The following is a 16,208-nucleotide window of genomic DNA, read 5'->3' on the forward strand; positions in this document are numbered from 1 at the left end:
GTTCAGGCGCGCGCGGCCCACCACTCGCGCAGGCGCTGCTCCGCGGCATCCGCACCGACGATGCCCTCGTCGAGACGCAGCTCGAGAAGGAACCGGTAGGCCTCGCCGACCTCACGGCCCGGTGCGATGCCCAGCACCTCCTGAATGCGGTTGCCGTCGAGCTCTGGACGCATGGCGTCGAGCTGCTCCTGCTCGGCGAGCTCGGCGATGCGCCGCTCGATGTCGTCGTAGGCGCGCGCGAGCCGGCCGGCCTTCTTCGCGTTGCGGGTGGTCACGTCGGCCCGCGTGAGAATGTGGAGGCGTTCGAGCTCGGCCTCGGCATCTCGCACGTACCGGCGCACCGCCGAGTCGGTCCACGCGCCCTCGGAGTACCCGAAGAAGCGCAGGTGCAGCTCGATCAGCCGCGCGACGGTGTTCGTCGTGTCGGAGTCGAACCGCAGCGCCTGCAGTCGCTTGCGTGCAAGCCGCGCGCCCTTGATGTCGTGGTGATAGAACGTGACCCCACCGCCCGGCTCCAGTCGCCGCGTCGCCGGCTTGCCGATGTCGTGCAGCAGCGCCGCGAGCCGCAGAGCCACGTCGGGCGCGGCATCCGGATTGCGGATCTTCTCCAGATCTATCGCCTGACGCAGCACGGTGAGCGAATGCTCGTAGACGTCCTTGTGGTGGTGGTGCTCGTCGACCTCGAGCTGCAGCGCCGAGATCTCGGGAAGGAACTCGTCCATCAGCCCCGTCTCGACCAGCAGACGGATGCCGCGCACCGGGTCATCCGTCGCAAGCAGCTTGACGAGCTCGCCCTGGATGCGCTCGGGGCTCACGATCGACAGGGTCACCCGCAGATCGGTCATGGCTGCGACCGTCGCCGGATCGACGTCGAACGCGAGCTGCGACGAGAAGCGTGCGGCGCGGAGCATGCGCAGCGGGTCGTCTCCGAAGCTCACCCGGGGATCCGCCGGGGTGCGCAGCACGCCGCGCACGAGGTCTTCGACCCCGCCGGTCGGGTCGACGAGAGTGCGGCCGGGCACGCGCATCGCCATCGAGTTCACCGTGAGATCGCGGCGCACGAGGTCGCCCTCGATCGTGTCGCCGAACTCGACGGTCGGTTTGCGGGTCACCCCGTCGTAGCTGTCGGCACGGTACGTCGTGATCTCGACCTGTTCTCCGCGGACCTTCGCGCCGATCGTGCCGAATGCCCGGCCGATATCCCACTGAGCGGTCGAGATGGGCTTGACGATCCGCAGGATGTCGTCGGGTCGGGCATCGGTCGTGAAGTCGAGGTCGTTCGTCACGCGTCCCAGCAGCGCATCGCGGACCGGGCCGCCGACGATCGCGAGGTCGAAGCCGGCATCGGCGAACGCGCGCGCCAGGATGTCGACGACGGGGGACTCGGCAAGCGCGCCGAGGCGCGCGATGCCCTCGGCCATGTTGAGCATGGGTTTCAGCCTACCGAGGACGACCGCGGGCTCGCGGTCATGCGAAGCGCAGGAAGCCCGTGAAGGCCAGCTCCCGCACACGGGGAAGGAGATCCGCCCGCAGGGCGCTCGCGTCGACCTCGAGGAGCTGGGCGATCGCGTCGATCAGCACACCGAGCGGCAGGTCTCCGTCGCACGCCCCGACGAGTGCCGCAAGTCCCGGGTCGACGGCGAGCGACCGACCGAATCCACCGCCCTGACGCAGCTCGATCACGGTCGGGTCCTCACTGCCGGGCAGGTGATGGCGGGCTTCGGTGACGTCGGGGGCGACGATGACGACGGATGCCGCGAGGGCGGCGTCGTCGAGCGTCGCGAGCGTGTCGTGGGCGGCGAGGGCACCCGCCAGATGCGTGCCGAGGCTGTCGCCGACGAGCGCGTTGTGAAGCCTCTCGAAGCGCGCGAGCGTGGGTGCTCCCCCGACCGGACGGCGCAGCAGCAGGTACCCGAATCCGACCTCGGTCACGGCACGCGCGGTGAAGTCGTCGAGCCAGGCGTCGACGAGCCGTGAGAATCCCGCCGTCCCGGCCTGCGTTCCGCCGTCGCGCACCCACAGCTCGGCGTAGGACAGGGGATCGAGGCTCTCGCGCTCGACCACCCACGCGTCCAGCGGCACGGGCGATGCCTCGACCCAGGTGCGCACGCGCTCCAGGCCGGCGATGCCGTCACGGGTCTCCCAGTTGCCGAGCAGCTGTGCCACGCCTCCCGGCGCGAGGTGCTCGCCGACGCCCGTGACGAACGCCGCCACGACGTCGTCGCCGACCATGCCGCCGTCGCGGTACTCGTAGGCCGGCACATCCGCGACGCGCGGCGTGATCACGAACGGCGGGTTCGACACGATCCGGTCGAACTGCTCACCCGCGACCGGTGCGAACAGGCTCCCCAGGCGCACCTCGATCCCGTCGACGTCGTTGAGCAGGGCGTTCAGGCGGGTGAAGGCGAGCGCCCGCTCCGAGATGTCGGTTGCGACGACGGTGTCGACGTGCGCGCGCGCCCGGAGCGCCTGGATGCCGCATCCGACGCCGACATCGAGCGCGCGGTGCGCCGGAGTGGGCAGCTGCAGACCCGCGAGCGTGAGCGACGCCCCGCCGACGCCGAGCACGTGGTCCTCGGGCAGGGTTCCGCCGAGGGCAGCCTCGTCGAGGTCGCTCGCGATCCACCACTGGCCGGCGCCCGATTCGTCGGTGAACGACTGCGGCCGCACCACGGCCTGAGGCCGGACGGAGGCGGCGGACACGACGGCGAGTCCCAGCCGCGAGAGGCCGTCGCCGCCCGTGCGCACGAGCGCGCGATCCACGGATGCCGCGGGCTGCGGCATCCCGAGCACGAGAAGTCTGCCGAGCACCGCGAGCGCGTCGTCACGCTCTCCGAGCGCACGATCGGCGGGCGAGCGCAGTCCGCGCGCGATGGCGTCGTCGGCCGCGTCCCCCCACGCGCTGCGGAGCGTCTCGGCGGTGAAGCCGGCATCGCGGAGGTCGGCGGCGAGGGCGCGGCACAGGGCCGGATCCGGATCGGGAAGCACGGCACCATTCAACCCTGCGCAGCACCGGCTCGCCCGCGCGCGGCCTGGCGTTCGGGGGGCTCGGAGGCACGGACCGTAGAATCTCCTTCGATCGTGCGGTCAGGACATCGCACAGGAGCGAACCCTCACAAGATGACCGTGACCCCACCGGGAACCCCCGCCCGGCGCCGCGCACCGCGCCTCGCCGCGGCCGTCTTCGGCGCCCTCGCGATCGTCGGGACCCTTCTCGTGCCGGGAGTCGCGAGCGCTGCGCCCACTCCCGAGCCCACCCCGACCGCCTCGATCGCCGCCGGCACGACCGTCTTCACGCTCGCCCCGGTGTCGAACGGCGTGGTGCGCGCGGGCGACCCGCTGACCGTGTCGGTCACGCTTCAGAACGCGACGGATGCCGCGACCGCTCCCGCCGAGATCACGCTGTCGCTCGGCTCGACACCGCTGCGCGATCGCCAGGCGCTCACCGAATGGCTGGACGGCGCGACCGCAGGTGCGGCGCTCGATCCGGTCGGCACCGTCGTCCTCGACCCCGTCGCTCCTGGCGCGGAAGAGACCACGGGGATCGGGCTCGCCGCTGAGGATCCGGCGCTGGCGGGCCGCGCACCGGGTGTCTATCCGCTGGCCGCGTCGTATTCGACCGGTACCGGAGTCGTGACCTCGACGAGCGCGATGATCGTGCCGTCCGACGGCGCCGGCGAGGTCGGGATCGGAGTGCTCGTGCCGATCACCGCCGAGCCGATCGCCGAGGGATTGCTCACCGCTGACGAGCTCTCCGAACTCACCGCTCCCTCCGGTGCCCTGACCAGCCAGCTCGACGGCGTCGACGGCACGGCGGCGATCCTCGCGGTCGATCCCGCGATCCCCGCCGCGATACGCGTTCTCGGCACGACGGCGCCCGCCACCGCCCTCGCGTGGCTGGAACGCCTCGAGGCTCTCCCCAACTCGCGTTTCGCGCTGCAGTTCGGCGATGCGGATGTGACCGCGCAGCTCGAGGCCGGTGTGCCCCGTCCGCTGTCGCCGGGATCGCTCACCGCGTACATGAACCCCTCCGACTTCCCCTCACCCACCCCGTCGCCGACGGCCACCGAGGGAGCGACGGCCGGAGCAGCGGCACCCTCGAACACGCCCACGACGAGCGAACTGCTCTCCATCGGTCCCAGCACCCGCGACGGCGTCTACTGGCCGGCAGGCGGCACAGCGGGTCCTGATGTCGTCGCTCAGCTCGGTGAGATCGTGGTCGACGGGCGCGACGCGATCACCGTCATCCCGTCGACCTCGACCGCCGGGGGTGCGGACGGCAGCACCGTCGCCGCGCGCGGGCTCGCCGGTGACGCCGACGTGCTCGTGTACGACACCGATGCCTCGGACGCTCTCTACGAGGCATCGCTGCGAGAGAAGTCCTCGCTGCGCGGTGCACCGCTCACCGCGGCGACCGCATATCTCGCGTTCGCGACCGCCGAGGCGGACGGCCCCGTCCTGGTCTCGCTCGGACGCAGTGCCGAACGGTCTCGTGTCGGCCTCGGCACTGCGATCACCACTGCGACGACGGCACCGAACGTCTCCCCGCGGACTCTCGGCGGCCTCGCGGCGAGTCCCGCCCTCCCGGTCGAGGTGCAGGATGCCGCCGCCGCTCCCGAGCGGGTGGCCGCGGCATCCGATCTGGTTGCCGACGAATCCGAGGTGGCACGGTTCGCGACGATCCTCGATGACGCTTCCCTGCTCACCGGCCCCGAGCGCGCGGAGTTGCTTCAGCTGCTCGGAGTGTCGTGGATCGGGCACGCCGACTGGGCCACCGCCCTCGCAGACCACCGGGTCACGACGGCCGAGACACTCGATTCCGTGTCGCTGCTGCCGACGAGCGCGCTGAATCTGTACGGATCCAGCGCGTCGCTGCGCTTCTGGGTGCGCAACGACCTCGACTATCCGGTCAACCTGGTGCTCTACACGACCCCCGACGATCTTCGTCTCGACGTGCAGCGCGAGACTCCTATCGTCGCGACGCCGTCCAGCAACACGCGTGTCGATGTTCCGGTGCAGGCTCGCGTCGGCAGCGGAGAGGTGACGCTCGCCCTGCAGCTGCGCAGTCCGGCGTTCGTGGCAGTCGGCGCACCCGAGTCCGTCGATGTGAACGTCCGCGCCGAATGGGAGGCGTTCGGCATCGCCGCCCTCTCCGTGGTCGTCGGTGCTCTGCTGATCGTCGGCGTCGCGCGCACGGTATTGCGGATGCGTCGGAGGGGCAGGCCGACGGATGCTGCAGCCTCGGCCGACGACGGAGAGGGTGCCGCGGACGTCGGTGTCGGGGACACGGGCGGTGCCGAGACGGGCGCAACCGGCGCGAAAGCGGGCGTCGGTCCAGCCGGCGCGGGCGCAGTCGACTCCGCGTCATCTGACGAGGGCAAAACCGCCGTCGATGCGGCCGACTCCGACGGATCCGAGCCCACTGCGACCGACGCCGAGCATCCCGGCGCTCTGCCCGATGCGGAGGAGCAGCGGTGAGCGGCATCGGTCGCGCCAGCGTGCTCATCGGGGCGGGGACGATCGCGTCCCGGCTGACCGGGCTGATCCGCACGATCGTCCTCGTCGCCGCGATCGGCTCAGTGAGCAGTCGCGCGGCGGACGCGTTCACGATCGCCAACCAGCTGCCCAACAACATCTACGCGATCATCTCCACGGGCATCCTCACCGCCGTGATCGTGCCCCAGATCGTGAAGGCGAGTGCCGATCCGGACGGCGGACGCGCATTCATCTCGAAGCTGTTCACGCTCGGCACGGTGATCCTGCTGATCACAACGGCCATCGCCATGGTGGCCGCGCCGTGGCTGGTGCAGCTCTACGGTTCGCGGTTCACTCCCGAGCAGCTGGCGTTGTCCATCGCTTTCGCGTACTGGTGCCTGCCGCAGCTGTTCTTCTACGGTCTGTACGCGCTCGTCGGTGAGACGCTCAACGCACGACGCGTCTTCGGTCCATACACCTGGGCGCCGATCGTCAACAACGTGGTTTCCATCGTGGGGTTCGGCGTCTTCATCGCCTTGTTCGGCTCGGATCTGACCCGCGTCGATCAGTGGGATGCCACGATGATCGCCGTGCTCGGCGGAACCGCCACGCTCGGCATCGTCGTGCAAGCGGTGCTGCTGCTGTTCTTCTGGAAGCGCACGGGCGTCCGGCTCCGCCCGGACTTCCGTTGGCGGGGCGTGGGCCTCCGTCACATCGGACGGCTCGCGGGATGGACCTTCCTCATGGTCGTCGCGGGGCAGCTCGCCGGACTCGTGCAGGCGAACATCGTCGCGGGTGCGTCCGGCGACGGCGCATCCGTCACCGTGATGGCCAACGCCTGGCTGATCTTCATGCTCCCGTACTCCATCATCGTGCTGTCGATCGGGACGCCCTACTTCACGCAGCTCAGCGAGCATGCCCATGCCGGCCGCGATGACGAGGTGCGCGGCGATGTCGGGCGCAGCATCCGCACGCTCGGGTTGTTCATCGTCGTCGCCACCGCCGCCGTCGCGGCCGCCGCCGTTCCCGCGTCGCGCATCTTCACCAACTCCGCCGAAGACGCCGTCACCGCGGCATCCGTGCTGCTGTGCTTCCTCGTCGGCCTCATCCCCCTCGCCGTGCTGTTCGTCATCCAGCGCACGTTCTATGCCTACGACGACACCCGCACCCCGTTCTTCTTCACGCTGCTGCAGTGCGCGCTGGTCGTCGGGACCGCACTGGCCGCGGGCGCTGCCGTTCAGGGCGGCGTGATTGCGCTCGGCCAGCTCGCTGCGGCCGTCGCACTCGGCCAGTCCTTCGCGAGCCTCGTGCAGGTCATCATCGCCACATGGCTGCTGCAGCGCCGCCTCGGTGGTCTGCAGATCGGATCATGGACGCTGGCGCTCGGCCGTTTCGCGCTCGCGGCGATCCCTGCCGGTCTCGCCGGATGGCTGACATTCCTGCTCCTGGGCGGATCCTCGGGCTGGACGGTCGCAGACAAGTGGCTCGGCGCACTGGGCGCCGCGATCATCGGCGGGGTCGTGCTCGTCGTCTATGTCGCGTTCCTCGCGCTTCTACGCGCCCCCGAGCTCTCCACGGCGACGGGTCTCGTGCGCCGATTCCTTCCGGGCAAGCGCTGACTTCCCTCCGCTGCGGCGCCCGGCGATCGCGGCGCCCGGCCGCTGCGGATCCGCTGAGCGCGCCGTCACCGAGACGGCCGCTGGAATGCCTCGCGGTTACCATGTGTTGAGGCATCCGGGGCCTTCCGGCCTCGAAGACGAAAGGTGCGCACGTGCGTCAGGTCATCATCATCGGATCGGGTCCCGCGGGTTACACGGCGGCGATCTACGCGGCACGCGCGAACCTCAACCCGCTCGTCGTCGCGAGTTCGGTAGAGGCCGGCGGTGAGCTCATGAACACCACGGATGTCGAGAACTTCCCCGGCTTCCCCGAGGGCATCATGGGTCCCGACCTGATGGCGAAGATGCAGGAGCAGGCCGAGCGCTTCGGCGCCGAGGTGCTCTACGACGATGTCGTCTCGCTCGACATCGACGGCCCCACGAAGAAGATCACGCTCGGCAGCGGCGGTACGCACGAGGCGGAGTCCCTCGTGTTCGCGACCGGGTCCGCGCCCCGCAAGATCGGTATCGAGGGCGAGGCGCGTCTGTCGGGCCGCGGCGTCTCGTACTGCGCGACCTGCGACGGCTTCTTCTTCCGCGAGCGTGTGATCGCCGTCGTCGGCGGTGGCGACTCCGCGATGGAGGAAGCGACCTTCCTCACCAAGTTCGCGTCGAAGGTCTATGTGATCCACCGCCGCGATGAGCTGCGCGCGTCGAAGATCATGCAGGAGCGCGCGTTCAAGAACGACAAGATCGAGTTCGTCTGGAACAGCGATGTCGTCGACATCGTCGGCGACGAGGCGGTCAGCGGTGTCGTGCTCGAGAACACCGTCGACGGTTCGCGCCGCGAGCTTGCGCTCGACGGCGTCTTCGTCGCGATCGGCAACGACCCCCGTACGCACCTCGTCCACCAGAAGCTCGATCTCACCGCAGAAGGCACCGTGTGGGTCGACGGGCGTTCGTCGCGCACCTCGGTCCCCGGGGTTTTTGCCGCGGGCGATGTCATCGATCCCACGTATCGCCAGGCCGTCACGGCAGCCGGCAGCGGCACGGTGGCGGCCCTGGACGTCGAGCACTATCTCGCCGCGCTGGGGGAGGCAGGCGCTCCGGATGCCGCCGGCGACCAGATCGCGGGCCTGCCCGAGGTCACCGCGGTCTGACGCTCTCCCTCGTCGAGTAGTCTCAGCGGGCGAACCGGCAACACGCACCCTCGGAACAATCCGCGCCGCGCGGCTGTTCCACACGAAGACGACCTTTTCTCACTAAGGAGACGATGACATGACCGCGAAGGCGACCACCTCCGCCACGTTCGAGCAGGACGTGCTCCAGGCCGACGGCCCCGTTCTGGTGGACTTCTGGGCCGAGTGGTGTGGACCGTGCCGTATGGTCGCGCCGGTTCTCGACCAGATTCAGACTGAGCACCCCGACAAGATCACGGTTCTCAAGCTCAACGTCGACGAGAACCCCGATCTCGCGATGAAGTACCAGATCACGTCGATTCCGGCGATGAAGGTCTTCCATGGCGGAGAGGTCAAGACGACCATCATCGGCGCCAAGCCCAAGTTCGCACTCGAGCAGGATCTCGCCGCGTACCTCGCGTAGTCGCCCTCGCAGGCATAAGCCTCGGCGATCACTATTTCATCCCAGCGATGAATACCTGATCACCGGGGCTTTTGCTATTTATGCCGCTCCAGGCATCCATTCTCTTTCGACAGATTCTGCGCGAGGATGTCGATCTGAGCGTCGTCCGTTCGACGTACGAAGTGAGCGGGCCGAACGGCCGTTCCGAGCGGCAGCTCGCACAGAGAGATGGAGCACGACGTGCGCTACATGATGATCATGCAGGTGAGCCCCGAAGCTGCGGCACTCGCCGCTGAGACACTCGACATGGACGAGATCGTCGCATTGATGGGCGCCTACAACGAGGAACTCCAGAAGGCCGGCGTGCTCCTCTCGGGGGAGGGCCTCTCGGATGCCGAGGAGGGCTTCCGGGTCGACTTCTCGACGACACCGCCTGTCGTGACCGACGGCCCGTTCGCGGAGGCGCGTGAGGTGTTCACCGGCTTCTGGATCCTCGAGGTCTCCAGCCGCGAAGAGGCGGAGCACTGGGCGCGCAAGTGCCCCCTCGGTCCCGGCGTCGCCCTCGAGGTGCGCCGTGTGCAAGAGGTCGCTGACCTCGGACTGGACGCCGACAACGAGTGGATCGCCAAGGAACAGGAGTGGCGCGCCGCGAACTCGTGACGCCGCTCGTCCGCGGGTCTCAGCCGCTGAAGGGTTCCGGCGCGCACTTGGGTGTCCGTCGGCTCCTGGGGTCTCAGACGGCTAAGGGCGCCTGTCGGGACCCTGCTCAGCCGACTTCTCCGGCATCAGTCGGACCGCTCTCTCAGGGGCGGCCCGGTCTGCCAGACGGCCGATCAGGCTAGCGGCTCAAGACGCATCGACACGCACCGTCGCATCCCAGCGGCGGTGCGTGTTCGCGTCGCCCAGCAGCTTCCAGACCGCCCGCGTCAACGGCGGGTACTCGATGGCGATCTGACGCAACACACGATAGTGGCGCGACTCGTTCGGTCGCGATCCTCCGTTCGCGGCGATGTTCTCGGCACGAAGCATGAAGACGACGAGCTCGTCGACGCTGGGGAGGTCCTCCATGAAGTCCCACGGATCCTCACCCGCCCGCAGCCGCTCGGTGACGACGACCGATAGTTCATCGGCCGCCTCCGCGCGGAGCAGCTCCAAGCTCGCGCGTCGCCGTGGGGTCTGGTCTTCTTTCGCCACCATTCAAGGGTACGGTGCGGATCCGGGTGTGTGCTCCGCGTCACGCCGTACGCTATCGACATGGCCGTCGCGCAGGAGAATGACCCCGCCGCGGAACATGCGCGGCGGGCAGTCGAGGCCGTCTGGCGTGACGAATCCGCACGGATCGTCGCCGCCCTCACTCGCCAGACCGGTGATTTCGCCTGGGCGGAGGATCTCGCCCAGGAGGCACTGGTCGAGGCACTCGCGACCTGGCCTGGCAGCGGCATCCCCGGCAATCCGGGTGCGTGGCTGATGGCGGTCGCCAAACGCCAGCCATCGATGGCTGGCGTCGCCGAGAGCGGTTTACTCAACGTGAGCCACTCCTCGCGATGGACGTCCGAGACGCCGAGGTCGGTGATCCTGTCCCCGGGTTGGGTGACCCTGACCGCATCGACGACGATGTGCTGCGGCTCGTGTTCGTCGCGTGTCACCCTGTCCTTCCGGCGCAGGCCAGGCTCGCGCTCACTCTCCGAACCGTGGCCGGCCTCACTACCGAACAGATCGCGCGCATACTCTTGATGTCGGTTCCGACCGTGCAGCAGCGAATCGTCCGCGCGAAGCGGGCACTGGCCGCAGCCGATGTGCGATTCGAAGTTCCCGACCGTTCCGAACGGCCCGCTCGCCTTGCCAGCGTGCTTCAGGTGATCTACCTGCTCTTCACTGAGGGGTACTCGGCCGGGATCGGCGCCGCAGCGCTGAGGATCGACGTCGCGCGCGAAGCTGTGCGACTCGGGCGACAGTTGACATCGCTCATGCCCGGTGAGGCAGAGATCGACTCCTTGATCGCCCTCATGGAGTTCCAGTCGTCGCGCTTCGCTGCCCGCGTCGGCGTCGACGGACTCCCGCTCACGCTCGAGGAGCAGGACAGACATCGTTGGGACCGCTCGGCGATCTCACGTGGAAGAGCCGCACGGCAGAGAGCGGATGCCTCATCCCGCAGCCTCGGCTACTACGGTGTGCAGGCAGCCATCGCCGAATGCCACGCGGTCGCTCCCTCGTTCCGCGAGACCGACTGGGTACGGATACTGCGGCTCTACGACGCGCTCACGATGCTGGCGCCGTCCGCAGTCGTCAAGCTGAATCGCGCCGTCGCGGTGTCGATGGTCGATGGGCCCGTCGTTGCTCTCGCCGTGGTCGACGAACTCGCGCCCGAGCTTTCGGGTTTCCGACCGTTCCACGCGGTGCGAGCAGAGCTGCTGGAAAGGGTGGGGGAGTCGGATGCTGCAGCCACTGCCTTCCTTGAAGCTGCGGACCTGCCCGGCAACGACGCGGAGGCCACACTCCTCCGTCGTCGCGCGGCCAGCCTGTCTGCCCGCACTGCATAGCCACGGAAGATGGCCCCGTCACCGATCGAGTGAACTCGGACGACCACGGCTGACTGAGGCGTCGACGCCTCAGTCACTTCTGGAACTGGAAAGGTGCGGGATGTCGTTCCCGACGATTGCGAACGTCATTGCCCGCCTCGCTGATCGCGGAGTGCCGCCCGGGCGTCGAGATCCACTCGGCCGACGCTGTTTCACGTGAAACATCTGCGATCCCTGCCGCCGACCCCTCCGACCGCCGTGCCTTCTCGATACGGCTCGTGCTCATCCACTCACGGCGAGAACGCCGCCACCCTCCCAACCCCGCCGATCGAGCAGCGCGCAGCGCGTATCGAGATCGCGGCGGATCCCCGCCGTTTCACGTGAAACAACTCGACCTTCACTCGCAGAACGCCATGCCATGTCCCTCGACACGGCTCATACCTCAGCCACTCAACGAGCGTCGATGTCACCTCGCAACACCGCCGATCGAGTAGCGCGCCGGCGCGCATCGAGATCCGCCCCGTGGCCCCCGTTACGCGGGAACCACACGCGAACGTCAGGGCCAACCCTCCACCGACCGCCGTGCCGTCTCGATGCAGCGCACACTCACCTACTCGACGAGCGAAAACGCCGCCCGCCTGCAACCCCGCCGATCGAGTAGCGCGCCAGCGCGTATCGAGATCCGCCCCGTGGCCCCCGTTACGCGGGAACCACACGCGAACGTCAGGCCCAACCCTCCACCGATCGCCGTGCCGTCTCGATGCAGTAGCGCGCCAGCGCGTATCGAGATCCGCCTCGGGAACCCCTGACTTACTTGGCATTCGCCGGAAGGAACTGCCCCTCACAGGCTCGTGCGCTATGTGGAGCGAGAATGCCACCACACTGTCGCCTCGACGATCGAGTAGCGCGCCGGCGCGCGTTCCGCGATCCCGCCCGACGGTCACAGTTTCACGTGAAACATCCCGAACCCCACACTCACTCCGCCGACCGCCGTGTCGTCTCGATGCGGCTCACCCTAAAGCGACTCGACGGCCGCGAATGCCGCCAACCTGCCACCCCGCCGATCGAGCAGCGCGCCTGCGCATCGAGATCCGACTGTCCGCCGCTGCTTCTATGAAACCTCCACGGTCCCTACCGCGGACTCCGCCGACGGCCGTGTCGTCTCGATAGCGGGTCATATCCACCCACTTGAGGCGCGCCACTGTCCTCACGCCGCCGCCCGACGATCGCGGAGCGCGCCGGCGCGCGTTTCGATAACCCACCCCCACGGTCACCGTTCCACGTGAAACATCCCGAACCCGACACTCACCCCGCGGACCGCCCTGTCATCTCGATGCGGCTTGCACCGCCACCATTCGACAGGCGAGGACGCCCTCCCCGATCAGTCGCGGCGGCTCGCGTTTCGACAACCCACCCCACGGTCACCGTTCCACGTGAAACATCCCGAACCCGACTCACCCCGCGGACCGCGCTGTCATCTCGATGCGGCTTGCACCGCCGCTATTCGACAGGCGAGGACGCCCTCCCCGATCAGTCGCGGCGGCCCGCGTTTCGACAACCCACCCCACGGTCACCGTTTCGCGTGAAACAGCCCGAAGCGCCGCACCCACTGAGACGACCACCCTGTCGTCTCGATGCGGCTTGCACCGCCCCTATTCGACGGGCGAGGACGCCGTCACACCCCGCCGATCAGTCGCGCGCCGGCCTCGTTTCGATAGCCCACTTCACGATCGCCGTTTCACGTGAAACACCCGATACCCCACACTCACCTCACCGACCGACGTATCGTCTCGACGCGGCTCGTACCTCAAGCGACCCGACGGGCGAGAAGGCCGCCAATCTGCCCCCCCCCCCCCGCCGATCGAGTAGCGCGCCAGCGCGTATCGAGATCCCGCCCTGGGAGCCAGGGAATCACTTGGGATCCGCCGGGAAGGAACTGCCTGCCCCTCACCGACTCGCCCCTCCTTTAGGGCCAGAATGATGCAGGCACCATCGACTGAGGGGTTGTGTCCATCCCCGCAGCCGGTTCCCATATGGCGCTGCCCAGCCCAGGTAGTCCCGGGTCACCAAACACCGAATCGTCTGGATACATCGCAAGCCTCACCCGCCGGGCGAGATCGCCGTCCCCAGCCGATCGCGGAGCACGCCAGCGCCTATCGAGATCCTCAGCCGGGAAGCAACTGTTTCGCGTGAAACATCCGCAGGCCGAGGAATCGAGAATATGAAATCTTCGTTAGACGGGCTGATGTCCGAGTGGCACATCGCGCCTATGGCCTCATGAGACGGACTCAGGCCGCGCCGTAGCCGGTCTCGCCGATCTCATCGAGAATCCGGTTCAGATCCTGAATACTCGCGAAATCTATACTGATCTGACCCTTACGCGCGCTGAGTGAAATTCGCACGCGGGTATTGAGACGGTCTCCGAGCCTTTCGGCAACCTCATCGAGATGTGCTCTACGCGCGCCGGCCTGGGGCTTGGTCGCTCGCTCCGGCGCTGCATCCGGAAGCTTCGCGGCAGCCTCAGCTGCCCGGACCGACAGGTCCTCGTTCACGATCTTGTCAGCGAAGCGCTGCATCGCCGTCGGGTCCTCGAGCGAGAGGATTGCCCGAGCATGGCCCGCGCTGAGTACGCCGGCTGCAACGCGCTGCTGCACGGGAACAGGGAGTTTGAGCAGGCGGATCGTATTGCTGATCTGTGGCCGTGAGCGACCGATACGCGTCGCGAGCTCTTCCTGCGTGATACCGAAGTCCTCAAGGAGCTGCTGGTAAGCCGACGCTTCCTCGAGCGGATTGAGTTCCGACCGGTGAAGGTTCTCGAGCAGGGCATCGCGGAGGAGGTGTTCGTCTGCCGTATCGCGTACGACCGCGGGGATCGATGTGAGTCCCGCCTCCCGTGCGGCGCGCGTGCGACGCTCGCCCATGATGAGCTCGTACTCACCGTCGTCGTTCGTTCGGACGACGACAGGCTGGAGAACCCCGAACTCCCGGACGCTATGCACGAGCTCAGCGAAGTGCTCCGTGTCGAAATGCGTTCGCGGCTGACGAGGGTTCGGAACGATCGCGTGGGGATCGATGTGTGCGAGGCGGGCTCCCGGGACCTCAATCAGGTCCTCCTCGCGCTCTTCCACGATCGTGGGACGGGGAAAGAAGACGTCTGACGGTCGATCCTCCACGGCTTCGCTCGTGGGGATGAGTGCCCCGATACCTCGTCCGAGGCCTGTGCGCTTCGCCATCAGGCGCGCCCTTCGTTCAGGGCGCTATCGCGCCGGATGATCTCGACTGCGGCTTCGCGGTATGCGATCGCACCGGCAGACTGGCCATCGTACGCGATAACCGTCTGTCCGAAACTCGGTGCCTCCGACACGCGAACGGAACGTGGAATGAGCGTCTGAAGGACTTCCTGCGGGAAGTGCTCTCGCACTTCGTCAGCCACCTGCTGCGCAAGGCGCGTGCGACCGTCATACATGGTGAGCAGGATGGTCGAGAGCGACAGCCTGGGATTCAGATGTTTCTGGATCATGCGGACCGTGCCCAAAAGTTGGCTGAGACCTTCGAGCGCGTAATACTCGCACTGGATGGGGATAAGCAATTCGGTAGCTGCGGTGAAAGCGTTGATCGTGAGCAGACCGAGCGACGGCGGGCAGTCGACGATCACGAAGTCGATGTGATCCTGCACATTGGCGAGGTATTCGTCGAGAGCTGTGCGAAGGCGGTGTTCACGGGCCACCTGCGACACGAGTTCGATCTCAGCGCCGGCCAGGTGGATTGTGCTCGGAGCACAGAGGAGATTCGGGGACTCAGGACTGGTCTGGATGATGTCAGCGAGTGGAAACTCGTCGATCAGCACGTCGTACACACTCGGCGTCTCGGCCGAATGCGGTACGCCAAGCGCGGTCGAGGCATTTCCTTGAGGATCCAGATCAATCACGAGCACTCGGGCCCCGAGATCCGCGAACGCCGCGGCGATATTCACGGCGGTGGTCGTCTTCCCGACGCCACCTTTCTGATTCGAGACGGTGAAGACTCGCGTGCGTCCGGAAAGTACTACGTCGGTGGCTTCTAGAGCCTTGCGTCGCGCGGAGAGATCCGCGATCTCTCGGGCGAGAGGGGTGTCTTCCAACGAGAAGGACGCCGAAGCTTCGGTCTCGTCGGGCTGTTTCACGTGAAACACTCTCTCTTTCGCGAGCCGATCTACAACGTCCTCCACTCTATCCCGCCCCACCGTCACCAACCCCGGCGGGGCGGGGTTTCAGGTCAAACGATCATCGGACACTCCAGTTCTTACGTTTCACGTGAAACAATCTGTGGTCGACCGGAGCTCGATTCCCCTCCGCGCTACTGACTCGTCGGGCCAGGAGCACCAAACCCGTGCGTGGTCATCGATACTCTCTGGTCGATGGCCGGGGTCGTCCAATACCGCATGGGTAGTCCACCGAGTGGCGGATTGCCCGAGAACTCGATCACCGAGAACATGAACCGGCTAGATACTGACGTCCTTCCTACCGAGACCGGGCAGTCGTTCCAACTGTTCCTTCACGAGTGCCAGCCGCTTCGCTCGGCCCCACCCCTGAACCTGCTTCTCCCGCCGATAGGCATCGGCGACTCCATCGAACTGTTCGAAGTGGAGCAGCCGCACAGGAAGGCGGGTTCGCGTGTACGCCGCGCCCTGCCCGTCGTTGTGCTGCGCCAGACGGCGTTCCAGCTCGCGGGTACTGCCGACGTAGAGGGAACGATCGGAGCATTCAAGAATGCACATGAACGGCATCCTTCATCTTCTGATGCATGAACGGTGAGACATTCTGGATCCCAGCGGTCTGTGGATGCTTGAACGCATCTATGGGCAGGGGAGGAGTCGGGGGTAAAACGATCGGTCTTCCCGAGCCACGCTCATCCACCTGAAGTCCTGCGGCTGGCGAATGATCTCGATGCGCGCGGGCGCGCTACTCGATAGACGAGGACCGCACGGCACGCGTTCGGACGCTAGACGTGCCCGTCGAGTAGGCGAGGAAAGAGCCGTATCGAGACGAACGTGAAC

At 67.4% G+C, this 16,208-nt stretch carries 11 protein-coding genes and 1 pseudogene; 7 read left to right on the forward strand and 5 right to left on the reverse strand.

Annotation, left to right across the window (positions count from 1 at the left end; translation table 11 throughout):
• Window positions 1-2 precede the first annotated feature (2 nt).
• Both KEC57_RS11420 and KEC57_RS11425 read right to left on the reverse strand, forming a co-directional pair.
• A complete protein-coding gene (locus KEC57_RS11420; RefSeq protein WP_229384742.1) occupies window positions 3-1,430 on the reverse strand; it encodes a CCA tRNA nucleotidyltransferase in 1,428 nt (475 codons plus the stop codon).
• Window positions 1,431-1,467: 37 nt separating this feature from the next.
• Window positions 1,468-2,988, reverse strand: a complete 1,521-nt coding sequence (locus KEC57_RS11425) for a DUF7059 domain-containing protein (RefSeq protein ID WP_229384743.1) — start codon at window positions 2,986-2,988, stop codon at window positions 1,468-1,470.
• 132 nt (window positions 2,989-3,120) lie between these two features.
• On the opposite strand from KEC57_RS11425, the gene KEC57_RS11430 reads away from it, so the two are divergent.
• From KEC57_RS11430 to KEC57_RS11450, 5 genes are all read left to right on the forward strand, one after another.
• The gene (locus tag KEC57_RS11430; RefSeq protein ID WP_229384744.1) at window positions 3,121-5,478 is read left to right on the forward strand and encodes a DUF6049 family protein; all 2,358 of its coding nucleotides are present in this window, start codon (window positions 3,121-3,123) and stop codon (window positions 5,476-5,478) included.
• Window positions 5,475-7,094, forward strand: coding sequence for a murein biosynthesis integral membrane protein MurJ (gene murJ, locus KEC57_RS11435; protein WP_229384745.1), 1,620 nt, complete (start codon window positions 5,475-5,477; stop codon window positions 7,092-7,094). Before KEC57_RS11430 ends, murJ begins: the two co-directional genes overlap by 4 nt.
• Before the next feature lie 152 nt (window positions 7,095-7,246).
• A complete protein-coding gene (gene trxB, locus KEC57_RS11440) occupies window positions 7,247-8,233 on the forward strand; it encodes a thioredoxin-disulfide reductase (protein ID WP_229384746.1) in 987 nt (328 codons plus the stop codon).
• 118 nt (window positions 8,234-8,351) lie between these two features.
• On the forward strand, window positions 8,352-8,675 hold the full coding sequence (gene trxA, locus KEC57_RS11445) for a thioredoxin (protein WP_229384747.1): 324 nt from the start codon (window positions 8,352-8,354) through the stop codon (window positions 8,673-8,675).
• Between the two features lie 207 nt (window positions 8,676-8,882).
• Window positions 8,883-9,314 carry a YciI family protein gene (locus KEC57_RS11450; protein WP_267492361.1) on the forward strand — a complete coding sequence of 144 codons (432 nt, stop codon included), beginning with the start codon at window positions 8,883-8,885 and terminating at the stop codon, window positions 9,312-9,314.
• A 186-nt stretch (window positions 9,315-9,500) separates the two neighbouring features.
• Here KEC57_RS11450 and KEC57_RS11455 read toward each other — a convergent pair whose 3' ends face one another.
• Window positions 9,501-9,851: a tryptophan synthase subunit alpha gene (locus KEC57_RS11455; RefSeq protein ID WP_229384748.1), complete on the reverse strand. Its 351-nt coding sequence runs from the start codon at window positions 9,849-9,851 to the stop codon at window positions 9,501-9,503.
• Between the two features lie 57 nt (window positions 9,852-9,908).
• Between KEC57_RS11455 and KEC57_RS11460 the strand changes: the two are divergent.
• Window positions 9,909-11,194: pseudogene (locus tag KEC57_RS11460) on the forward strand (RNA polymerase sigma factor).
• 2,267 nt (window positions 11,195-13,461) lie between these two features.
• On the opposite strand, the gene KEC57_RS11465 reads toward KEC57_RS11460, so the two are convergent.
• Both KEC57_RS11465 and KEC57_RS11470 read right to left on the reverse strand, forming a co-directional pair.
• Window positions 13,462-14,406 carry a ParB/RepB/Spo0J family partition protein gene (locus KEC57_RS11465; RefSeq protein ID WP_229384749.1) on the reverse strand — a complete coding sequence of 315 codons (945 nt, stop codon included), beginning with the start codon at window positions 14,404-14,406 and terminating at the stop codon, window positions 13,462-13,464.
• The gene (locus KEC57_RS11470; protein ID WP_372457031.1) at window positions 14,406-15,335 is read right to left on the reverse strand and encodes a ParA family protein; all 930 of its coding nucleotides are present in this window, start codon (window positions 15,333-15,335) and stop codon (window positions 14,406-14,408) included. Before KEC57_RS11470 ends, KEC57_RS11465 begins: the two co-directional genes overlap by 1 nt.
• 234 nt (window positions 15,336-15,569) lie before the next feature.
• Between KEC57_RS11470 and KEC57_RS19255 the strand changes: the two genes are divergently transcribed.
• Window positions 15,570-15,959, forward strand: coding sequence for a hypothetical protein (locus KEC57_RS19255; protein WP_443677005.1), 390 nt, complete (start codon window positions 15,570-15,572; stop codon window positions 15,957-15,959).
• Window positions 15,960-16,208: the final 249 nt, after the last annotated feature.

It is taken from the genome of Microbacterium allomyrinae (assembly GCF_020682705.1).
Taxonomy (GTDB): Bacteria; Actinomycetota; Actinomycetes; order Actinomycetales; family Microbacteriaceae; genus Microbacterium; species Microbacterium allomyrinae.